The following is a 20,383-nucleotide window of genomic DNA, read 5'->3' as shown; positions in this document are numbered from 1 at the left end:
CCTCCAGAGCCGACGCACATTCAACCCAATGTCGATCTAAAACACGAGGAAGCAATGTAATACTTTTGTCGCGGTTGCCTCGACGCGATGCTAACGAATGTACAATGAGCCGGCCCTCTTCCCGTCTAGTGGCCGTTGTAGGCTGAAAGAAAAACAATGTCTTGATCCACGAGCACATTGAACTTGTAGCCGGGGCGTATGCGGATCGTCGGCTGAATACTCAAGTTCTTCGAGATCGTCTCTTCAGCCACGCGACCGAAGCTCTCCGCGAAATTGCGCCGTGCCGCGTCCGACGCCGTATCCTGAGACGCCAATGTCGAGCTTTCGGGCATGGACATATCGATTCCGGTGCCGATCAGTGCGATCAATGCGGCCGAACCGAATGCCCGCCAGAGATGGCGATCCACCTTGTCCTTGAATCCGCCGTAGCCTTCCGCGTCGGTGCCGGCCATGCCGCCGAGCTGCAACGTCGATCCGTTCGGAAAGATAACGTCGGTCCAGACGACAAGTACCCGCTCCTGGCCCAAGGAGATCTTCGAATCGTAGCGCCCGAAGAGTTTCGCACCCTGCGGGATAAGCAGCCGATAGCCTGTGGCGCTGTCGTAGACGTTCTGGCTGACCTGCGCGGTAATCCGGCCCGGCAGATCAGAATTGAGGCCGGTGATCAATGTCGCCGGAATGACTGAGCCGCGCTTCAGCTCATAAGGCGACATCTGCGGCACGACCTGGTCCGGCAAATAACCCAGATCCTTGATATCCTGATTGAAGAAGTCCTCCTTCGAGCTCTGGGCGTTCGGATCGACGTTCTGTCCCATCAACCCAGATTTCATGGCTGCGGTATAAAGATCGGAGGCGCTGGTCGCCGTTGTGTCCGTGTTGTGGCGGCTGCTGTCGGTGGCATCTTCCGACGCCTTCTCAGCCCCGGAGATATCCACCTTCAGCGGCGAGTCGAGAGCGGTTGCACGCGCCTGGAGGCGAGCCATTCTCTGGCGCTGAGCTTCACGCATATATTCTTCGTCCTGCTCTCGTTTGAGGCGCGCCTTCCAGTCCTCCTCGGACTCCATGCGTGGCCGCCTTTCTTCGCGCTCAACTCGGCGGCGCTCTGCGACTGGCTCCTCCGTCTCGACTTTCTGCGCGACAGCGGGCGTTGGCTGAAACGCTTCGCGTTCAACCGGCTCGCCGATGATGCCGTCGGTAACCCCGCGTTTGAGCTGGTCGCCGAAGGTCGTCGCCGGCATGTTAGAGGCGCTTTCGATATCGTCGCCACGGTTGAGGGAAAGACCGCGCCAGGACAGGCCGATCACGACGATGCCGCAGAACAGCACCACGAGGACGATGGCGAAAACGATTGGCAGGCGATTGAGGCGACGGATACCCTTCTGATCATCCGCCGGATTGGACGCGCCGAGCTGGAGCGATTGCACCATGATCTCCTCCCCTCAGTTGCGCTGCATGATCGAGAGCGGGCTCGACGGCGTGGCGCCGGCCGCTGTCGGCGTATAGGCGCGGCCGAGTGCGATGGAGGATGTCGTCAGACGGGCAAGAACCTGGCCGTCGATCCCGTCGATTGCGTAGGCAAGCTCTACCGGCTGGACGTCCTTTGCGGTCTTCCCGTCGATGATGACCGTGTACCCCCAGCCCTTCAGGGCAGCCTCGAGCGCAGTTGCAAATTCCGAACTGTCATTCTTCATCCTTATCGTCGTCGTGCCGGCAGGGCCGATCTGGTCGGCAAGCCGACTTGCCATGTCGACGGCAATGGCGCTTGCAGTTGGTCCGGAAAGAGAGACCGGAGCGCTACCGGCGGGCAGTGCCTTCTCGACCGTCTGGCAGCCGGAAAGAAGTGTGGCAGCGATGAGGGTGAGCTGCAGCTTTCCCATGGTCATCCTCCCCGCCGAATCGTGATCTTCTGCTGCCGCCAGCCAACGCCGGAAACGAGGATCGCCTTGTCGACCGCGTAGTCGACGATCATCATGTCGTTCTTCATCCGATAGTTGACGATGCGGTTCCGCCCGCCGGAAACGACGAAAAGAACCGGTGCATCCTGGCCGGAAATCGACTTCGGGAACTGGATGTAGGTCTTGGCGCCATCCGAATAGACCCGCTTCGGCTTCCAGGATGCGACGCCGCTCACCGAATAAGAGAAATTGAGCTTGTCGGGCGCCGGTCCAGGAATGCCGCCTGCCTCCAGACGGGCATTGATGTCGGCGAGTTTGGTGGAGACATCCTCGGGATATTCGAAACCGATCCGGGCCATATACTGGCTCGGATGGGACTTCAGCTGAATGTGATAGGTGCGCCGAGATGTCGTGACGACCATCGAGGTCACAAGGCCCGGTTCGGAGGGTTTCACGATCAGGTGGATCGCCTGCCCGCCGGTCACGCCCGAGGTCGCCGGCTCGACCTTCCAGCGAACGGTATCGCCGACGAGAACGTCTCGAACCATCTCGCCGCCCTGCAGTTCGATGTCGCAGACCTGTAGCGGCGAGCAGACGACGGAGGGCTGGGTTTGACCGAAAAGGAAGATGACCTTTCCGTCCGGGCCGGTGGTGACGAGGCCTGTCGTTCCCCGCCACTTCCTGGCAATGTTCGTTCCCTTCATCTCATTCGTGGTCATGCTCTGCGCCTGGGCGCAAGCTACGAAAACGAGCCCGGCCATGCAGCCGGCGGCTGCGATCAGTCCTGTTTTGTGCATCGAAAAAATCCCCCTTAAAGCTGTGCCGTCCAGTCGAAATCCCGGACATAAAGACCGATCGGGTTGAGGCGGATCGTTGCCTCGTCCTGCGGCGTTGTCAGCGTAACCGTTGCGATGCCCCGAAACCGGCGCGTGCCGGTTTCCTTTCCCTTGCGGTCGCGCTCGTATTCGGTCCAGTCGATCTGATAGGTCTGGTTTGAGAGAGCCACGATGTTGTTGACCTCGATGGCGACTGTGGACGTTTTCGCCTTCTCGAACGGCGAGTTGCCGCGGAACCACGCGTTGATCTTCTCCGTGGATGGATCTGCAGTCCTGAGAAGCGCATAGGTCCGGTCGATGTGTTGCTTTTGCACCACGGCGTCCGGCGTGATCGAGCGGAAGCTGGTGACGAAGTTGCCGAGCGTCGCGCGAACTACGCGGGCGTCGGCATACTCGATCTGCTCAGGAAAGCCGGCTGTTACCGACGTCCCGAGCTTGTCGACCTCGACGATATAGGGCACGAGCCTGACCTGGGTGCTCAGGTACATCGCGTAGCTGAACCCGATCACGGCCATTGACAGGCCAAGGATCCCGACAAGACGCCAGGCTGCCGTGGCTTTGACATAGGAGCCGTATCGTTCCGACCATTCCTGGCGCGCGGCGAGATACGGGTTCTCGGGGGCGCGGTTTGCTGCCATCGATCCATCCCTTTCCTTATGCTGTTAGTCGTTGCGTTCGGGAGGTCGCTTTGGATCGCTGTGCCCGCTGCGGCCCTCGTCGAGCTTGGCGTTCGCGAGCCCGAGGAGCGAGCCTGCGTAGGCACCCGGCGAGCCGATCGCCTTCTCCTTCGCCGCCGATCCCATAGCCTTGCCGGCCGAGCCGATAGCGGCTCCGGCGCCTCTGACCGCGGATCCCATGATCGAGGAGCCGGCGGCTCGGGCGGCTTGCCGCGCCGCGGATCCTGCCCCTGCCGCACCCGCTGCGAGGAACCCGGCCCCAGCAACAAAGGACGCCGCCTGGCCACCATGGCGGATCGCTTCCATCCCCCCGGAGACGGACGCACCATGGACGACGCCCTGGATGATCCCTGGAACGTACATGGCGATGATGAAGACCACGACGGAAATACCGGCGATGGCCAGTGTCGTGACGAACTGATCCGACGTCGCCGTGGGAGCCTGGGCTAAGCCAAGCAGGACGTTCGATCCGATCCTGGCGATCATCACCAGGGCCATGAGCTTCATGCCGACGCCAAAGGCATAGACGAGATAGCGAACGGCAAAGTCTTTCGTGAATGACGTACCGCCCAATCCGAGCATGATCGTGCCCGCGAGCAGGCCGACATACATCTCGACCATCACCGACACGAAAATCGCCGCCACAAGCGAGAAGCAGATGACGACGACGCTCATCGCCAACACTGCAGCGATTGCCAGCGCATTGTCTTCGAACACACCGAACTGCGCCTGTTGCGACATTTGCGAGGCAACCCGTATTCCGGCGTCAAACACTTCTGCGGGCGAGGCTGAACCGCCGCCGGCTCCGATCTGGAAAAGGCTATCGACGACGGCTCGGGCGAATGTCGGACCCTTATCGAGAACAAACGCGAAGAAGCCGACGAACATGATCCGCCTGACCAGTTCGGCAAACCAGCTATCAAGCGCAGCCGCCTGGATTGCGAGCCAGACGGCCGCAATACCGATCTCAATTGCAGCGAGGATCCAAAATAGCGATCTCGCTGCATCCATGATGGTGGCTTCCCACCCCTTCGCTGCGGACGAGACCTGATTTTCCAGTTCGGTTAGAACCTGTCCCTCCTGTGCGAAAGCCGGAACGGCACATGCCACGCAAAAGAGCCCTGCGATCACGACCGAGCGCGTGAGAGTTATATTCACCATCTCGGACGCAGCTCCTGACCATCTTTAACGGGAGGCAACCCGCTGCCGGAGCCGAAGAAGGTCTGCCCGGCAGAGTGCTGCTCGTCCGTGAGGCCAAGTTTGCTGCTGTCTGTGGGATTGACAATCAGCGCGATCGCCGCCATCGCAAGAGACAGGATAACGAGCGAAAGGGCGATGAGGATGGCGCGGTTCACCAGCGGGGCTCCATCTTTTGACCTTCGGGAATGCTCTTGACCTCGGCGTTGAAGAACTTTTCACGCCGAGCTTGGGCCAGATCCTTGTCGGTCTGTTCGGCTTGCAGCCAGGTGCCCATCATGGTCATCTGCTGGGAAACGAGGCCACGAAGCTTCTGCATCTGCGCGACTTGTTGAGCAGCGATCTGGTGCCCGACCTGCAAGGCCCTCATCTGCCCGTCTGCCGTTTCGGACATCGATCGCAAAGACGACATCGTGCTTTCCTCGCCGTCGAATTGATCGGCCGTGAGGCTTGCCCCCTCTAGCGTGCTGGCGATGGTGTCGCGGTTGGTATCCGACCACGTTTCGTACGTGGACGAAAAGCTCGCTGCATTCGGCAGATTGGTCTTGAGGTTGGCATAGCTCTGGAACCGTTGCTGAAGCAGGTCGTCGGCATTCGCCATCGAAAACGAAATGCTCTGACCCTGGTCGACGATGCTGCGGAGCTGATTGAGATCGCTCTCGACATCACCCCAGATATGGGACGGCAGCGTGGCCGTGTTTTGGAGCAGGTTTTGATAGATGTTCAGCTGGGTTTCGATCTGCTGGGCAAGTTGGCTGATCTGCGTGAGCTGGTTCTGGATTTGCTCGCCGGATTGCCCGACGAGCGAAATCAGTTCGCCGTTGTTGAGCACCTGGGTCCATTCGGTTGCGGCACCTGTGGCCGTGCCGGCTTGCGCTGGAATGGCTGCGGCGATGGACGCGGCGGCGAGCAGCCCGAGGAGCAGGTTAGTCGAAGTTGAGCAGCCATGCGGCATCGTGAACTCCTCGCGTTTTCAGCCAATGGATCGGCCATTCGCGGCCATGTTCGGTTTTCAGCGCGCGGACGCGCTTCAGGTCGTCCTTGCCGGAAGCGCCGACAAAGCTCAGCGCTGCAGGACCAAGCGCCATGTCGAAGAGCCGCCGGCCTTCCGGCGTCGCGACGTAATATTCGCGCTTGGGGATCGCGGCCGCGACGGTCTCGATCTGGCGATCGTTGAAACCCAACCGCTCATAGAACTCCCGCGTTCCCGGCTCGCGGGCGGCACCGTTCGGGAGGCAGATCTTCGTGGGGCACGATTCCTTCAGCACGTCGATGATGCCGGAGCTCTCCGCATCCGAAATAGATTGAGTCGCAAGGACCACAGCGCAGTTCGCCTTGCGCAGCACCTTCAGCCACTCGCGGATCTTGGCTCGAAACACGGGATGACCGAGCATCAGCCAGGCTTCGTCGAGGATGATCAGGCTTGGCGAGCCGTCGAGGCGCTTTTCGATGCGGTGGAACAGGCAGGTGAGCACCGGCACAAGATTGCGCTCCCCCATGTTCATGAGACGCTCGACCTCGAAAGTCTGAAACGCACCGAGCGACAGGCCGTCCTGCTCGGCGTCGAGCAACTGACCCATTGGCCCGTCGACTGTGTAGTGGTGCAGCGCATCCTTGATCTCGCGCATCTGAACGCCGCTGAGGAAATCTGATAGCGATCGCCCGGGAGCGCTGGCCATCAACCCGATTTGCCGGGAGATGGCATTGCGGTGATCGGGCGTAATGCGCACGCCTTGCAGCGCGACCAGCATCTCCATCCATTCCGCCGCCCAGGCGCGATCTGCGTCGCTGTCCAGATCGGAGAGCGGGCAGAAGGCGGGCACCCTCCCCTCTCCTTCGTTGGCGACGCCGATCTCGTAGTGGTCGCCATCGACAGCCAGCGTCAACGGTAGAAGTGAATTTCCCTTGTCGAAGGCGAAGATCTGGGCCCCGTCGTAACGCCGAAACTGCGCAGCGATCAGCGCCAGAAGCGTTGACTTGCCCGACCCGGTTGGACCGAAGACGAGGGTGTGGCCGACGTCGTCAACATGCAGGTTGAGGCGGAACGGTGTTGAACCGCTCGAAACCTGGATCAATGGGGGTGAATTCGCCGGATAGAAGGGGCATGGCGCGACCGGATTGCCAGACCAGACCGAGTTCAGCGGAATAAGATCGGCGAGATTGCTGGTGTTGATCAGCGGCTCGCGGATATTGCAGTACCAGTTGCCCGGCAGGCTGCCGAGGTAGGCGTCGGTGGCATTGAGCGTCTCGATCCGTGCTCCAAAACCTTCCGCCTGGATCAGCCGGCGTATCGACTCCGCCTTTTGCTGAAGTGCCTCGCCATCTTCATCGAAGAGCACGATGACTGGCGTGTAGTAGCCGTAAGCGACCAGTTTCGACGAGGCCTGTGCGATAGCGTCCTCGGTGTCGGCCACCATGGTCATGGCGTCCTGGTCGACTGACCGGCTCTCTGTCTGGAATAACTGGTCGAAAAACGGGCGAACCTTCTGCTGCCACTTCTTGCGTGTGCGTTCAAGCGTCTGGCGGGCTTCTTCCGCGTCGAGAAAGATGAATCGCGATGACCAGCGATAGGTGTGCGGCATCAGGTCGAGACTGTTGAGGATCCCGGGCCAGCTTTCTGCCGGCAAACCGTCAATCGCGACGACGCCAAGAAACCGGTTCTCGATCTTCGGCGTCAGGCCGTGCTCGAGCTCGGCTGTCGCGATCCAATCGAGATACATGGGGACGTCCGGCAGCCGGATTGGATGGTTTTCGCCGGTCACGCAGAAGCGAATGAACTGCAGCAGCTCATCATACCGGGCAAAACGCACCCCTCCCCTTTCGCTGACCTCGCGCGTTTCCATGCGACGGATCGAGAGCGTGTTCGCCAAATACTGCTCGATCTCGCGAACAGCGTTATTGAACATGAAGAGCACCGTGTCGGCATACGATTTCTTGCGGCTTTCCTCGTCGGAGTAGATGTATTTGCTGAGCGCGGTCTTCGTGGACTCCAGCGGCCGGTAGGTCAGTATCAGCGCGTGCTTGCTCTCGAAATGCCCCCGCTCACGCGCGAAATGCGTCCGGCGCTCGGCGTCGATCGCACGTGTGACCGGATCGGGGAAATGGCATCGATCCTCTGAAGGGTAATCGATCGTCGGAAGGCGGATGGCTTCGACCTGAATCATCCAGCCGCTCCCGAGCCGCGACAGGATCGCATTGATCTGCCGCGCCAGCTCGTTGCGTTCGAGGGCGGTCGCACTTTCAGAATCCGGGCCGGCAAAGTACCAGCCGGCCATTAGACTCCCGTCCTTGAGCAGGAGGACGCCATTGTCGACGAGGCCGGCGTAAGGAACGAGATCAGCGAAGGAAGGGCCTGTGGCCCGGAAGCGTTTCAAAGCAACCACCACAGCCTCCTCAATGCCGCCGCCACGGCGAACTGGTCGCCTTGTAGTAAGGGCTGTAGCAAATGTGCCTGATGTAGATTTGCCGCATCAGTGGATCGGATTTCGCCATCATCCTGAGCAGCCCGACGATCACGACCCAGACGGCGATACCGAAGAGCGCCGAATAGACCGTCAGGACGACGAAGATCAGGATGACGGCGGCGAGCCCGGTGAGCAGCACCAGTTCCCGATCGGCGCCCATCAGCAGGTTCGGACGGGACAATGCGCGATGAATGCGATTGCGCTGCAGGCCGGACAGGGAATCAGCCACGGGCCCCCTCCCCTTCTCCGTTGAAGCCGAACGACTGCCTCTCCTCGTCCATCAGTCCGATCGACGCGCCGGTCGCGCCGAACAGACCGACGATTTGGGTGGCGCCGAGCAGGATGCCGGCGACGAGGACGATATAGACGAGCCGCCGCGCAAAATCGTTGAGTTCGCCGCCGAAAATGAGCATGCCCCCGGCGATTGCCATCGCTGCAAGGGCAATGGCGCCGGCCACGGGGCCGGTGATAGACTCCTGAATTTGCTCCAGCGGCGCTTCCCACGGCAGCCCGCCGCCACCAGAGCTGGCGAGCGCGCAAGCAAACGGCGCGAGAACGATGGGCGCGGCAAGCAGCGCGACAACGGTGACTTTACGCGACATGGCGCACCTCCTGCTCTTCAATCAGTTGGTCTGCTTCGATCGCGTACTCGCCGCCCGCAAACCGCTCAACCTGAATGACGTCGCGTATACGCCGTCCGCGCGAAGTTCGTTCGATGGAGACGACAAGGTCGACCGCCTCGCCGATGACCTCTTGCATCGGCTGCTGGCTTGCCTCAGCGGTCAGCTGTTCGAGCCTTCGTAGCGCCGACACGGCGGTATTCGAGTGGATTGTCGCCACGCCACCGGGATGGCCGGTGTTCCACGCCTTGAGCAGTGTGAGGGCAGCACCGTCGCGGACCTCGCCGACGACAATCCTGTCCGGCCGAAGCCGGATGGTGCTCTTTAGGAGCCGCGCCATGTCGACAGTATCGCTCGTGTGCAGGAGCACGGCGTTCTCCGCCGCGCATTGGATTTCAGCCGTGTCCTCGAGGATGACGAGGCGGTCCTGGGGCGCTGACTTGACGATTTCGGCGATGATCGCATTAGCCAGCGTTGTCTTGCCAGACCCAGTTCCACCGGAAATGATGATGTTGAGCCGGGCGGCAATCGCGCTGCGGATCGTCGACGCCTGATGGGCGGTCATGACGCCAGAACGCTCAAAGTCGTCGAGCGGGATCAACCGTGAGGCCCGACGGCGAATGGTAAAAGCCGGCTTCGCCACCACCGGAGGCAGCAGTCCTTCAAACCGGTGGCCGCCGATGGGCAGTTCGCCGGAGATGATCGGTTGCTCATCATCCACCTCCGACTGAAGGGCATGAGCGACGGTTCCGATCACCATCTCCGCGGCGGCGGCAGACATTTCGCCGGCCGGCGCAACACCGTGACCTAGCCGCTCGATGAACAGCCTACCATCGGGATTGAGCATGATCTCGACGACAGTCGTATCGTCCAGGGCGGCGCACAGGTGATCGCCGAGCGCGTCCTGAAGTTTGCGCACGAGTCGCGGATGGGAACGAAGCTGGTTCATGGCGATCTCCTTTACGCTACCTGGCTGACGGTGAGTTCGGATCGGTAGTTCGGTGGCCGCAGCTTCTGGAATGTGTCCGCATCCGCGGGCAATGTGCCCGCTACGGCCATCGTTACACCGATCTTCTCGGGAGCACCCATCCGCTGCAGCGGCCAGCCGACGCGAGCGAGGATTCGCTCGAACCGAAGATCGGTCACGGTGACGATCTCGGTGTAGTTATTCCCCATGCACCATTCGATGATGCCCGCGAACATGGTCAGCGTGGCCTCATGGACGGAGCCGTCTCCCCTCCCCTCTTCGAGAGTCGTGTCGACGCAGAACCGGGAGCTCTCGATCATCGACGAATGGGCGGTCAGGCGGCCTTGCGGAAGTAGTGAGGGAAACACATCTGCCAGCATGGTCGGGCCTGTGGCAGGAAGAAGCCGTGCACATCCCGCCAGTCGACCGGCCTTAGAGATGGCCAGGATATAGGTCGGTTGCAGATGATCGAATGCATCGGCCTCACGGCCTGCCGCAACGTCGACGTCCCAGTTCAGGCGGTCTGAAAAGACCTTGGCGCGCAGCTCGTGATGACTGAGGAGAAGCTCGGCTTCTTGGATATTTCTCGGTCTTGAAATCGCGAGAATCTGCATGAATCTCTCCGTCGTTGTTGGACGACGGGGAAATCAGCACGAATCTCAATCAGGCGGCAGTTGTAGAATCCTACAAGGTTTTTTCAGACCGATTCGCTCGACAACGCGGTTTCGCTCCGCGCCGGACGGACTTCGCGAAGTTTTCGAGGAGGCAAACCTATGTAGGATTCACAGTAAAACAGAATGGGAACGTAGACGGCCTGTGTTTCCTCTAATACTCGGATTTCACGAGAGAATTTTGATGTGCCTCGGGCAGTCGGCATGGTTTCTGTTAACCGTTCGTTAACCAAGCAGCGTTTGACGCAACTCGGGAATCGGTTAACTGTAGCGCGACGGAAATTGGGCGACGATCATGAAAAAAGCGTCGCGAGTGATGACAACCATGAATATGCGGCCAGAAAACATGATCGAATCGTCCGCCGAGAAGATTAGCAGGCAGTCTCAATTACTGTCCGCACAGCTGCAATCGCTGCGGGAGCGGATATACGAGCCTAATGCGATCAAAACTTTGAAAACCTACACGTCACGCGAGGTGGCTGGCCTGCTCGGAATAGCCGAATCGACTTTGCGGCAAATGTCGTTGGATGGGGAGGGCGTCATCCCTGACCGCCACGACAACGGCCGTCGCGCCTACACACTTGAGCAGATCAATGAGACACGTGAACACTTGGCGCGAAAGCGACCTAACGACGCGCTTGAATTTCTGCCAAGGCGAAGAGGCTCGGACAAGCTGCAGGTCATTGCGGTCGCGAACTTCAAGGGAGGCTCGGCCAAGACGACAACGACTGTTCATCTCGCTCACTATCTGGCCATCGCTGGGTTACGTGTTCTGGCCCTCGACCTCGACCCACAGGCCTCGCTGTCAGCCATGTTCGGCTATCAACCAGAATTCGATGTCGATGAGAATGAGACAGTCTATGCGGCGATTAGATACGATGACCGGCGGCGCCCGATACGAGATGTCATCCGGAAAACCTACTTCTCTGGTATCGATCTGATCCCCGCTAACCTTGAACTCATGGAGTATGAGCACGAGACCCCACAGGCAATTGCCGATGGTCACGGTCGTGGAGATGAGATTTTTTTTCGGCGTCTGTCTTCTGTCATTCGCGAAGTGGAAGCTGACTATGACGTGGTCTTGATCGACGCGCCACCGCAGCTCGGCTATCTGACGCTCGGAGCATTATGCGCCGCGACCGGACTTCTGATTACCATTCATCCGGCGATGATAGACGTCGCGAGCATGAACCAGTTCTTGGCGATGATGAGCGACCTTATGTATGTCATCGAGGAACGCGGTGGCGTGCTAAAGCACGACTTCATTCGGTATGTCATAACTCGCCACAATCCAAACGACGGTCCACAGGTCAATGTCGTAACTTTGCTTCGCTCTCTGTTCAAAGAGGATGTTCTTGCGCCAGCGGTTGTCGAGACTACCGCGATTGCGAGCGCCGGCCTTGAGAAGAAAAGCCTCTATGAGATGAGCCGGGGAAGCGTCGGCCGCGATACGCTCAATCGCGCGCTGGAGTCAGTCGATTCTGTCAACAAAGAGATTCTTCGGCACATCAAAGAGGTGTGGGGCAGGTCATGACCAATCCGCGCGACCGCAATCAGCGAATGAAGAGCCTGTTCGCCAACGTAAATCCTGACGATTTGGTCACACCGTCGGCTACCATGTCTGCTGACGCGGAGAAGCGGCGTGTGGGCTCGGCCGCTGTCAAATCAATGGACAGGGCATTTGTCTCCATCGAGGAAGAAAACAAGCGGCTCCATGAGCAGCTGCTGTCGGCCGAGTCGATAATCGAAATCGATCCTGACAAAGTAGTTCCCTCGTTCGTCAGCGATCGGCTCGATATTGAGGGAGACCGGACCTTTGAAGCGTTTGTCGAGGGGATAAGGGAGGCTGGACAAAAGCTCCCCATCCTCGTGCGTCCCCTCCCCGGCCGACCGGACCACTATCAGGCGGCCTATGGCCATCGACGGCTTCGGGCGTGCCGGATCCTCAAGCGTCCGGTGAAAGCGATTGTACGAGATCTTTCCGATGAAGAATTGATCATCTCTCAGGGCATCGAGAACTCTGAGCGCCTGAACCTCTCCTTCATCGAGCAGGCTCTTTTTGCGCTCACTCTTAAGGAGAAGGGTTACAGCCGCGAGACGATCTCCGAAGCGCTCGGCCGAAAGGAACAGAAAAACATCGCCTATATTTCCTTCCTGACAAACGCCGCGGCGGCGCTCCCCGAAGATCTCATCCGGCTGATAGGCTCGGCGCCTTCGATCGGCAGACCAAAGTGGGAAAAACTTGGCTCTCTCATTCAGAACAGGTCGCTCAATGCGACGCAGCGCCATGCTGTCGAGGCCCTCACCTCGAACGAAGACTGGGCGTCGGCCGACAGCAATCAGCGCTTCTCGTTGGTTTTGGGAGTATTGGACAATCGAGGGAAGTCGGAGAGTGCCGTCACCGAGATAGCTATCGAAGATGGCAGCGTAGTCGTCGCCAAACGATCTGGGAATGCAATGACTATCTCGATCCCTGAGAAGCGTATCCCAGGTCTATCGGCATGGCTTCTGGAACGCCTTCCAGATCTCGTGCAGGAATATCGCGCCACGCAGAAAGAGGGCTCTTAAATGAGGTGACAACCGAGACGAAAAAGGGCCTACCGACGCCAATCGGTAGACCCTTGATCCATTAGCCAACAGACCGAAACCGATCCGCGACATCACTTTAGCAATCTGATTCTAGGACGGCCCGGCCAAACAATCAAGTCTCTGTAACTCCAGAGGCCGATTTTTTGCGCCCTCCTGCTGGCTTCCAAATAACTGAAGATGGGAGCTGTGGCATACGCCACAGTGGGAATCCTATGTCAGAAATTACACCCGTCGCGTCTTTTAGACGTGTCACGCCAGCCATCGTCGCAAGCAGTCGCTTGGCAATGACGAATGATGTGCCAGATACCGCGAAAGGAGACGTTGCCGTGTTACTGAAGCAGGCGGCTCCAATCCTCGGGATAGACGGCACGACGTATCATGTTATGGACATTCTCTTGGGGCTATCGCGTCCAGAGGACTGGAAAGGGACCGGGCGGCCCATTGTCGCCGTCTCGAACGCGAAGCTGGCCGAGTACACGATGCGCTCGGAGCGCACGGTCATTCGGTGCATCCGCCGGCTCGTTGAGGCTGGCATCGCCGCTTACCGGGACAGTCCGACTGGCCGACGGTTTGTCTATCGTGACACAGGGGGTGGCATCATCGCTGGATTTGGAATCGACTTCACTCCAGCGCGGGTGCGGTTTGCGGAGATTAAAGAGAAGGTAGCGGCCTATCGCGCAAGGCTCGCGGCGGAAACCGAAGCGCGACGAGACGTAGCGCGCTTGGCCCGGGCAATGGAAGATCTTTGCGATGCCTTTCCGGAGGATGCCGAAGATTTGAGGAGCCGAGTCCAAGGAGCTGATTTGACCGCGAGCGGCATCTTAGACAAAGCCGAGTCATATCGTTCTCTTTATGCAGACGCCCTGGAGAGGATCCAGGCGCGCAATGAAGAGAACAAAATGGCAGCCGAGGGTGACATCAATGTCAGGGCTAATACATATATTAACTCTGAATCTTCCTTTGCATGTAAGGATAAAGGCCCGCGGTGTAACGAGCGAACATATTTACTAGAGCGCAACGTCGCTGCCCCGATGGCTGTTGAAGCACCGCCCGGGACGAAAGCTCTAGCGCTTCAAAACAGATCCCCTCGCCCGTCGAGTGCGAATATCCAGACACAAGTGCTGGGTTCGGTCTCGATCGGACTTTTGCAGAGCGCCTGTCCCGAAGCGCAATCGATGATCGGCGAACGCTTCGACACTTGGTCCGCGCTGGATCGGAGCGGTGAAATGTTGCGGCGAATGATCGGGCTCTCTGAAGGAGGATGGATGGACGGGCGGCGGCGCGTGGGCGCATATGCCGCTGCGGCAATTCTGGCGACTGTTCTCGAAAAATCGTTGCGGGATCCGGAGCAGATTTCGAAGCCGGGGGGCTACTTCAGAGCAATGGTTGATCGTGCCGCCGAAGGAAAGCTCAACCTTGAACGAAGCCTCTTTGGATTGGTGGAGGGAAAATACGCGGTGTAGGCGAGAGCGGTAAGCCTGCCTCACTTTCGTGGCAAGAGTTACAGCTGTAACTTGAGCCTCTAGCATGCTGTTGAAAAAGGTCCGTGGTCGTTTGGAGTCGTAGATGCGCGGCGGCGTCGTGACGACGGGGTCAACTCTTCAGCTATGTCGATCTGGAGGATCGCATTCGACGTGATCAACCGCTGCGAGATCGCGCGGTCGTCGATCGCGCCTGAGAAGCCTATGCGCGCCATGCTTTTGCAAGCATTTTATTCCATCCGTTCTGAGCGCCTTTTGATGAAAAGGCTGCAAAATGAACTTCTGCTCCGCTGGTTAACGGACCACTTCTCTGCCGATGGCACGTTGATCAAAGCCTGCGCATTGATGAAGAGCTTCGATGCTAATGCGCGTCGGGCGAACTCCCATCGGAAGGCCGCGGTCGGAATGCGGAAGCAGATTTCACCGCAAAAGGCGTTCCAACCCTCAACGAGTGACCAAGATGCAAGACTTACCGGAAGGGCACGGACAACAAGGCCAAGCTGGTCTCATGGGCCACTGGCTGAGGGAAAACCGCCACAGTTGGCTGGTCGATGCGTGCCTGACGGAGCCTAGCGGGTATGCCGAACGGTTGCGGCGCTGCAGATGATCGAATCCTTTGCTGACCGGTCACAAGCGATCGCTGGGCCGCTGGCGGGTCGCCGGGGCCGGCCTTTGGAATTGGGATTATCTACATTTGGTTGAGCCTGACGCAATCACGATCGCGCGCAAGGTCATGGCGAAACGTCTTCGGGGGCGATTCAGGCGACCGTCAATCTTGGACATAGCATGTTTGTTGTCTCTTTCACATGGTCCGGGTTTGACGTAATGGACGAGCTTTCGCGCGACGGTCACGCCTAAATTGCTCAACGATGACTCGTGCGAGAGCACTTTCGCGTACCGCAATGGCGACTTAGCCGTGGTAAAGGCCACACCAGCTGCTAGGTCGCGCTGGAGAGGACAGGAAGCCCAGGAGTTACAGCTGTAACTCCGAAAGCATGGTCTCCTCTGACGAAAAGGGGGTCGAGTACCCTGCTCCCAGCAGCACGATGCGGTTTTGTAGTGCTTACGATAACGACTGCAAACAGTTCAACCGTGCTGTCGAAAGAATCGACCTCGGCGTCGTGAATAGCCCATCAACAACCAGCCCCAGAATCTGGGTGAGGCTCGCGGCAAGGAGCGAAAGGGGCATTTCAGAGCGGCCATATGACCTTTCGTGCAGCCCCCGGCGGGGAAACGATGTTCGGCGCCAGTTCGCCCGCAAAGGTCTGACGCCAAAGCTGCTAAAGTTCTCCTTTGCGTGCCACATCAACGGATCGCACTAGCTCTGACAATAGGATCCATCGCTCCAATGGCGATTACGACATGGGACGCCTGCTTCGACGCGTAGAGTCGACGCGTAGAGTCCAAGTGATTGCTTCATGACTTCCGGGACGGAAGATCTCAGAAATCCGCCATCCCGCAATGAACTGGAATGACGCGTTCCGGATCGGCTTCCCGCCGGGGCGGATCCCTGATGGGCAACTAAGCGAGCAGCAGCGCCTTCGGCGCGGCCAGGGGGAGGGCGCCGTCAGTCGCAGCACCAGGCCTTGACATAGCTGAGGCCCGAGGCGAGCGCCGGCAGCGTGTTTTCCCCATGCCGCCCTAGGTGCTTGAGCGTCGCGGACATCTGGCCGGCCGACAGCGGCTATTTCGGGCCGCGGCCCGCAGCGGTTGATGCGGGCGGAGGCCTGCGGGCGCGACAAAGAGATACCTGGTTATCTTGGGTGTTTTCCATAAATACGCTAATGTCCTGGGAACTCGTAGGATCCTTCCGGCTTTTGGAATGAAGTTTGCGCGATGAAAAAAGTTACGCCCGAGATGATCGAAGCGGCCCTTGGCGCAACGGACTTTGCGGTTAACGCCACTTCCAGGCGCTGGATGAAGGCAGCACTTGTCGCTGCATTGAGCGTCGAGCCGTTTGCTCGGTACTCGAAGCATGCGGACGACGACGAACAACCCTCTACCGATTTTTCGCACGGTGAGCGCACCTAGGCCATCTTTGCATTCAATGGAAATTCTTTGGTGGAGACCGCGGTCGAAACCTGCCAGAAGACTTGGACCGCAGCCGTCATTCCAGCGACTCAGCTGCACTTTCGGCCTCCATGGCGTCGTCGCATGCCCATGTAACCGGTCATTGCGTGCTTGATCTGTTCCTTGGACACCCTTCGCCGTGCGCTGCGACGACCATTCTCCAGCCCGCGCCTTCGTGGTGCATCGTCACTTTGACGGCTGCCGCGCAACTGCGGATCTGGCTCAGGCGAAATAGCGGTTCGGCTCGTCACCTTACTTTTTATCGAGCGCGAGGTTGCCGCGTTGAGAACGCGGTTCATCGCCGCCAGGTCGAATTCTGGAGGAGGCCAGCGACCGGCTTCCAAGCTCAGGTTGCTGTCGGAAGTCGAGTATCACCGTTTGGGACAAACGAAGGGCCGCTCAGGAAGCTTGGTCGGCCCATGAATAGGCGCTCAGAACCGAACCAGCCCGAAGCGGCGCGCCTCGTCCAACAGCGCCCTGACGGCAGACGGCTGCCATTTCCTGCCGCCGCGTGGTGGTGGCTCCTGCATCTGGTCCAATTGGGCGGCAATGTCGCGAAGCGATAGATCGGGATCGGCGATCGCGATACCGGCGACCAGCCGCATCAGATGTTGCTCGGGCGGCCGACGCGGAGATCGGCTGAGCAGTTCCGGGTTAGCGAGCTTTTCGCGCACCATCCGATGAACGGCCCGGCGCAATCGCTCGACCGTCCAGTCGTGCCCGCGACGATTGAGAATGCGCACGACATCGTCCCAGCTGTGCTGCGGCCGCAGCTGCCGTACGGTCGGCAACCATGTCTGCGCCGACGCAACCAGTTCATCGAGGTAGGCGCGCTCGCGCGCTGCGGAAATCGCACGGATTGCCTCCGGTCGCCGTTCCCGAAGCCCCGGGTTGCCGGCAAGCCTGCCGCGCGCCTTGGCGGCCTGCATGCCGGACTTCGTTCTCTCCGCAATCAGTGCACGCTCCAGCTGGGCGACGGCGCCGAGCACCTGCAGAGAAATCATCCCTTGCGGTGTCGAGGTGTCAATCGGATCGCGCAGCGAGCGGAAGTGCACGCCGCGCGTCTCGAGGTCCTCGATGACCTCGAGCAGGTGGCGGACCGAACGGGCCAGTCGATCCAGGCGAACGACGACGAGCACGTCGCCGGCGGCGAGATCCTTCAGCAGCTTGGTCAGAACCGGTCTTGCCCGCGAAGCGCCCGACCCGTGCTCCTGGTGAATCCGATCGCAGCCGGCGGCGCGCAGCTCGTCGACCTGGGCGTCGTTGAGCTGATCGTCCGTGGAAACACGGGCGTACCCGATGAGCCTTTTGGGCGGGGGAGGGGGATTGAGATGCGAAGCGTTCGTCATCGGATTTTATGGGCCGCTTCGAGGGGCTGTATAAGAACGCGTTAGAAAACGTTCCTTTGTTAGCGTGTTTTATAAGCAAAATGGAAGGCCGTACAGCGCTAACTCTGGTGTTTGATGGGTTCCCGGGCATCGCAGGCGGAGGAATCGCGCCAGTGGCCGTTTATGGCCGAAATGCACCGAAATCAGCTCCTTTCAGGCTGTAGCGCCCATTTCCCGATTTCCCTTTGGGGCGGAGCGAAAAATCCAATGCCGAATTTTTTGCCGAACGGCTTCAGGTCGAGCCGGGGGAGGGGCCTTTAAAGCCCAGAAGCCTTCGTGAGATTGACGCGGAAGCGATCGCGGACGCGTTGATATTTGCGGGTCATTTCTGCGCTGGCATGGCCTAGCTGTTTCTGCACGTAGCGTTCGTCAACCTCGGCCGAGGAGGCAAGGCCGGCCCGCAGCGAATGCCCCGAGAATTTTTCGGCCCGCTCACCCTCGCTCAGATCGCCGCGAATACCGGCGGCGAGGGCCGCCTTCTTTACGAGACGCGCCACCTCCCTGTCGTTCAATCGGTCCGGTCCGACATCCTTGCCTTGGCCGCGGACACGGCGGAAGAGGGGCCCCTTTGCAATCCGGGCAAACTTCATCCAGGTCTCGACGGCCACGACCGGGCAGGTCGCATCCGACGAGCCGCAGCCAATCTCGACTTCGCGCCAGCCGGTCTTGCCGCGCAGGGTGACGAGCAGGCCCTTGTCGAACGTCTCGACCCAACCGCGGCCGTCTTCGGTCTGGTCGCGGCCGCAATCGAGCCCGACGATCTCGGAGCGGCGCAGGCCGCCGGTAAAACCGATCAGCAGCATGGCGCGGTCGCGGATGCCCCGTAATGACCCGCGATCGAGTGTTTCCAGCATGGCGATCAGATGCTCGGGAAGCACGGCTTCCTTCTGGCGGGGAGGGGCGGCGTGGGTATTTCGGATGCCAGCCATAACGGTAGCGATGTGGCGGTCCTTGCGGTCAAGCGGGAGCCCGCGCTGAGCATAGTTCCATGTGATTGCGGAGAGGCGCCGTTCGATCGTCATTACCGAATGGGGCTTCCGGTCGACCGTCGCGGCTCCTGACGCACAGGCGGTAATGTAGAGGCCGACGGTTTGCGGGTCGGGCGGCAGATGCGCGAGGCCCTGGCGCCGGCACCAGCCGGTGAAATGCTTCCAGTCGGAGGCATAGGCCTTCCGAGTGTTGGCGGAGCTCGCCGCCTCGACATACCCGCGGGCGCGACCGGCAAGGCGCTCGAGATGCGCCGGCAGCGCGGCGGTTGCCTCGGCAACAGGGGAGGGGAGTGAAGCGCTGGCCTCCACCGACAGCTGCGCCGCGGAAACATCGTTGTCGCCGGCCGTGCTGTCAGGCGGAGCAGAACTCTCCTCGACGTGATTTTCGCTGTTCTGCTCGATGATTTGAGCCATTTCTTACATAAAGAGCAAAACGTCCGATAATGCAACATTATCGGACGTAAATCTTTGGGGACGAGCTGTGCAGTTATTGGCGAATATCATGGCATAAACCGCACGCTTGCGGTAAGGTTGCTGGCATGGATTCGCTCGCGCTACAGCCGATATCGTCGGCCCTTCCACCCGCCCAGCTACCGTTCTGGGCCATGCCACGCGGCCGAGAGCCGAACGAGCTCGACGTCGCCTTCACCGCCGGCATCGCCCTGAAATCGCTCGACGATCTCGTCCGAAGCGAACCCGTCTGGGCCGGCTGCTGGCGCGCCCGGCAGGCGCTGAAATGCGCTGCGGTCGCTGTTCGACTTATGGGCCGAAACGAGGACGAGGCGGCGCTTCGCGACGCCGTGCTGCTGACCGGACCCGGCGACGATACTGGACCGGCCGGAAAGGTGTTTTTGGCCTACAAAAGGCTGGGCAGCCGAAAACCCAGCATTTCTTCGAAGACCGTGGCCGAATTGGCTGACCTGCTCGGCCTTGCCTGGGACGACCGGCTGGCGGCGGCCGTCGATCATGTCGACAATGCCCTGCAGTCCGGCCGCGCCGTGCCGTTTGCGGCAGCGGACCTGGTGAGCGCCATCCTCGCCGACCGTCCGGATGCCGAGCCGCTCGCCTGGGCGCTCGCCGATGCGCTGGTCGCCTCGATGCTGAAATGGCCATTGCCCGTACCGCTGCTGATGGCCGAACGGTATGGATCGGCCTTCCGGACGCTTGGGGGCAGGGGCCGCGTACGACCGGGCGAGACGGCCTTCCCGCGCGCCGTGTGCCTGGCTCTGGTTGAAGGGACAGGTACTGCGTTGCGCTCGGCCGGCGAGATTGCCCGACGTGCGGAAAAGCTTCTTACCGTCGCGCCGAAGGTCCGCACCAAGGGGGCCGAGACCGTCATCCGCAAACTGCTCGACGAGGATGCCGTGCCGGGCGTCGCGCCCGGCGCCAATCTCTCCCGTTGGGCGAGCACACGGCTGTTCGAGCGGCTTGAAAGTTTCGGTGCGGTCCATGAACTGTCCGGGCGCTCCGCCTTCCGGATTTATGGATTGTGAGCATGGCCGGAACCAAACCCGCAAACACATCCCGCAGCTCAAGGAC

The 20,383-nt window shown here is 60.1% G+C and carries 19 protein-coding genes and 1 pseudogene; 6 read left to right on the top strand and 14 right to left on the bottom strand.

Features of this window, described 5'->3' with window-relative positions:
• Positions 1 to 125: 125 nt before the first annotated feature.
• The 12 genes from trbI to traI are packed head-to-tail and all read right to left on the bottom strand — an operon-like array spanning position 126 to position 10,270.
• Positions 126 to 1,427 (bottom strand): IncP-type conjugal transfer protein TrbI, encoded by a 1,302-nt coding sequence (gene trbI, locus ATC00_RS03400; RefSeq protein ID WP_037385418.1) that lies wholly within the window; start codon positions 1,425 to 1,427, stop codon positions 126 to 128.
• 12 nt (positions 1,428 to 1,439) lie between these two features.
• The gene (trbH, locus tag ATC00_RS03395) at positions 1,440 to 1,877 is read right to left on the bottom strand and encodes a conjugal transfer protein TrbH (RefSeq protein ID WP_037385421.1); all 438 of its coding nucleotides are present in this window, start codon (positions 1,875 to 1,877) and stop codon (positions 1,440 to 1,442) included.
• Positions 1,878 to 1,879: 2 nt separating this feature from the next.
• On the bottom strand, positions 1,880 to 2,692 hold the full coding sequence (gene trbG / locus ATC00_RS03390; RefSeq protein ID WP_037385424.1) for a P-type conjugative transfer protein TrbG: 813 nt from the start codon (positions 2,690 to 2,692) through the stop codon (positions 1,880 to 1,882).
• Positions 2,693 to 2,706: 14 nt separating this feature from the next.
• Positions 2,707 to 3,369, bottom strand: coding sequence for a conjugal transfer protein TrbF (locus ATC00_RS03385; protein WP_037385426.1), 663 nt, complete (start codon positions 3,367 to 3,369; stop codon positions 2,707 to 2,709).
• Between the two features lie 24 nt (positions 3,370 to 3,393).
• On the bottom strand, positions 3,394 to 4,569 hold the full coding sequence (trbL, locus tag ATC00_RS03380; RefSeq protein WP_037385428.1) for a P-type conjugative transfer protein TrbL: 1,176 nt from the start codon (positions 4,567 to 4,569) through the stop codon (positions 3,394 to 3,396).
• Positions 4,563 to 4,763 carry an entry exclusion protein TrbK gene (gene trbK / locus ATC00_RS03375; RefSeq protein WP_037385430.1) on the bottom strand — a complete coding sequence of 67 codons (201 nt, stop codon included), beginning with the start codon at positions 4,761 to 4,763 and terminating at the stop codon, positions 4,563 to 4,565. The genes trbL and trbK overlap by 7 nt, the downstream gene beginning before the upstream one ends.
• Positions 4,760 to 5,560: a P-type conjugative transfer protein TrbJ gene (gene trbJ / locus ATC00_RS03370; protein ID WP_037385433.1), complete on the bottom strand. Its 801-nt coding sequence runs from the start codon at positions 5,558 to 5,560 to the stop codon at positions 4,760 to 4,762. The genes trbK and trbJ overlap by 4 nt, the downstream gene beginning before the upstream one ends.
• A complete protein-coding gene (locus ATC00_RS03365; protein WP_037385436.1) occupies positions 5,532 to 7,988 on the bottom strand; it encodes a conjugal transfer protein TrbE in 2,457 nt (818 codons plus the stop codon). Before ATC00_RS03365 ends, trbJ begins: the two co-directional genes overlap by 29 nt.
• A 10-nt stretch (positions 7,989 to 7,998) precedes the next feature.
• Entirely contained in the window at positions 7,999 to 8,298 is a 300-nt protein-coding gene (locus ATC00_RS03360) for a conjugal transfer protein TrbD (protein ID WP_037385439.1), read from the bottom strand.
• Positions 8,291 to 8,671 (bottom strand): TrbC/VirB2 family protein, encoded by a 381-nt coding sequence (locus ATC00_RS03355; RefSeq protein WP_037385442.1) that lies wholly within the window; start codon positions 8,669 to 8,671, stop codon positions 8,291 to 8,293. Before ATC00_RS03355 ends, ATC00_RS03360 begins: the two co-directional genes overlap by 8 nt.
• Positions 8,661 to 9,638: a P-type conjugative transfer ATPase TrbB gene (trbB, locus tag ATC00_RS03350; protein ID WP_037385445.1), complete on the bottom strand. Its 978-nt coding sequence runs from the start codon at positions 9,636 to 9,638 to the stop codon at positions 8,661 to 8,663. Before trbB ends, ATC00_RS03355 begins: the two co-directional genes overlap by 11 nt.
• A gap of 11 nt (positions 9,639 to 9,649) precedes the next feature.
• On the bottom strand, positions 9,650 to 10,270 hold the full coding sequence (traI, locus tag ATC00_RS03345) for an acyl-homoserine-lactone synthase (protein WP_037385448.1): 621 nt from the start codon (positions 10,268 to 10,270) through the stop codon (positions 9,650 to 9,652).
• Positions 10,271 to 10,643: 373 nt separating this feature from the next.
• Here traI and repA point away from each other — a divergent pair, with 373 nt between their 5' ends.
• The 5 genes and pseudogenes from repA to ATC00_RS03320 all read left to right on the top strand — a co-directional run bounded on the left by repA (position 10,644) and on the right by ATC00_RS03320 (position 16,428).
• Entirely contained in the window at positions 10,644 to 11,861 is a 1,218-nt protein-coding gene (repA, locus tag ATC00_RS03340) for a plasmid partitioning protein RepA (RefSeq protein WP_082911974.1), read from the top strand.
• Positions 11,858 to 12,895 carry a plasmid partitioning protein RepB gene (gene repB / locus ATC00_RS03335; protein WP_173827764.1) on the top strand — a complete coding sequence of 346 codons (1,038 nt, stop codon included), beginning with the start codon at positions 11,858 to 11,860 and terminating at the stop codon, positions 12,893 to 12,895. The genes repA and repB overlap by 4 nt, the downstream gene beginning before the upstream one ends.
• A gap of 233 nt (positions 12,896 to 13,128) precedes the next feature.
• Positions 13,129 to 14,379, top strand: a complete 1,251-nt coding sequence (repC, locus tag ATC00_RS03330) for a plasmid replication protein RepC (protein WP_072597225.1) — start codon at positions 13,129 to 13,131, stop codon at positions 14,377 to 14,379.
• A gap of 103 nt (positions 14,380 to 14,482) precedes the next feature.
• Positions 14,483 to 15,036, top strand: a pseudogene (locus ATC00_RS34015) (transposase); the annotation flags it as partial.
• Between the two features lie 1,197 nt (positions 15,037 to 16,233).
• Positions 16,234 to 16,428, top strand: a complete 195-nt coding sequence (locus ATC00_RS03320; protein WP_037385457.1) for a hypothetical protein — start codon at positions 16,234 to 16,236, stop codon at positions 16,426 to 16,428.
• Positions 16,429 to 16,898: 470 nt separating this feature from the next.
• On the opposite strand, the gene ATC00_RS03315 is transcribed toward ATC00_RS03320, so the two are convergent.
• Together ATC00_RS03315 and ATC00_RS32470 are read right to left on the bottom strand one after the other, a co-directional pair.
• Positions 16,899 to 17,816, bottom strand: coding sequence for a recombinase family protein (locus tag ATC00_RS03315; protein WP_037385459.1), 918 nt, complete (start codon positions 17,814 to 17,816; stop codon positions 16,899 to 16,901).
• Positions 17,817 to 18,112: 296 nt separating this feature from the next.
• The gene (locus ATC00_RS32470) at positions 18,113 to 19,258 is read right to left on the bottom strand and encodes a site-specific integrase (RefSeq protein WP_037385460.1); all 1,146 of its coding nucleotides are present in this window, start codon (positions 19,256 to 19,258) and stop codon (positions 18,113 to 18,115) included.
• 125 nt (positions 19,259 to 19,383) lie between these two features.
• Here ATC00_RS32470 and ATC00_RS03305 point away from each other — a divergent pair, with 125 nt between their 5' ends.
• Positions 19,384 to 20,337: a DUF1403 family protein gene (locus tag ATC00_RS03305; RefSeq protein ID WP_037385462.1), complete on the top strand. Its 954-nt coding sequence runs from the start codon at positions 19,384 to 19,386 to the stop codon at positions 20,335 to 20,337.
• Positions 20,338 to 20,383: the final 46 nt, after the last annotated feature.

It is taken from the genome of Sinorhizobium americanum (genome assembly GCF_001651855.1).
In the GTDB taxonomy this organism is placed as follows: Bacteria; Pseudomonadota; Alphaproteobacteria; order Rhizobiales; family Rhizobiaceae; genus Sinorhizobium; species Sinorhizobium americanum.
This window is presented reverse-complemented; position numbering and strand designations above follow the sequence as displayed.

What these genes read in the sequence shown, in the direction of transcription:
- trbI (WP_037385418.1), bottom strand. Translation starts at nt 1,427, where the DNA reads ATGGTGCAATCGCTCCAGCTCGGCGCGTCCAATCCGGCGGATGATCAG.
- trbH (WP_037385421.1), bottom strand. Translation starts at nt 1,877, where the DNA reads ATGGGAAAGCTGCAGCTCACCCTCATCGCTGCCACACTTCTTTCCGGC.
- trbG (WP_037385424.1), bottom strand. Translation starts at nt 2,692, where the DNA reads ATGCACAAAACAGGACTGATCGCAGCCGCCGGCTGCATGGCCGGGCTC.
- ATC00_RS03385 (WP_037385426.1), bottom strand. Translation starts at nt 3,369, where the DNA reads ATGGCAGCAAACCGCGCCCCCGAGAACCCGTATCTCGCCGCGCGCCAG.
- trbL (WP_037385428.1), bottom strand. Translation starts at nt 4,569, where the DNA reads ATGGTGAATATAACTCTCACGCGCTCGGTCGTGATCGCAGGGCTCTTT.
- trbJ (WP_037385433.1), bottom strand. Translation starts at nt 5,560, where the DNA reads ATGCCGCATGGCTGCTCAACTTCGACTAACCTGCTCCTCGGGCTGCTC.
- ATC00_RS03355 (WP_037385442.1), bottom strand. Translation starts at nt 8,671, where the DNA reads ATGTCGCGTAAAGTCACCGTTGTCGCGCTGCTTGCCGCGCCCATCGTT.
- trbB (WP_037385445.1), bottom strand. Translation starts at nt 9,638, where the DNA reads ATGAACCAGCTTCGTTCCCATCCGCGACTCGTGCGCAAACTTCAGGAC.
- traI (WP_037385448.1), bottom strand. Translation starts at nt 10,270, where the DNA reads ATGCAGATTCTCGCGATTTCAAGACCGAGAAATATCCAAGAAGCCGAG.
- repA (WP_082911974.1), top strand. Translation starts at nt 10,644, where the DNA reads ATGACAACCATGAATATGCGGCCAGAAAACATGATCGAATCGTCCGCC.
- repB (WP_173827764.1), top strand. Translation starts at nt 11,858, where the DNA reads ATGACCAATCCGCGCGACCGCAATCAGCGAATGAAGAGCCTGTTCGCC.
- repC (WP_072597225.1), top strand. Translation starts at nt 13,129, where the DNA reads ATGTCAGAAATTACACCCGTCGCGTCTTTTAGACGTGTCACGCCAGCC.
- ATC00_RS03320 (WP_037385457.1), top strand. Translation starts at nt 16,234, where the DNA reads ATGAAAAAAGTTACGCCCGAGATGATCGAAGCGGCCCTTGGCGCAACG.
- ATC00_RS03315 (WP_037385459.1), bottom strand. Translation starts at nt 17,816, where the DNA reads ATGACGAACGCTTCGCATCTCAATCCCCCTCCCCCGCCCAAAAGGCTC.
- ATC00_RS32470 (WP_037385460.1), bottom strand. Translation starts at nt 19,258, where the DNA reads ATGGCTCAAATCATCGAGCAGAACAGCGAAAATCACGTCGAGGAGAGT.
- ATC00_RS03305 (WP_037385462.1), top strand. Translation starts at nt 19,384, where the DNA reads ATGGATTCGCTCGCGCTACAGCCGATATCGTCGGCCCTTCCACCCGCC.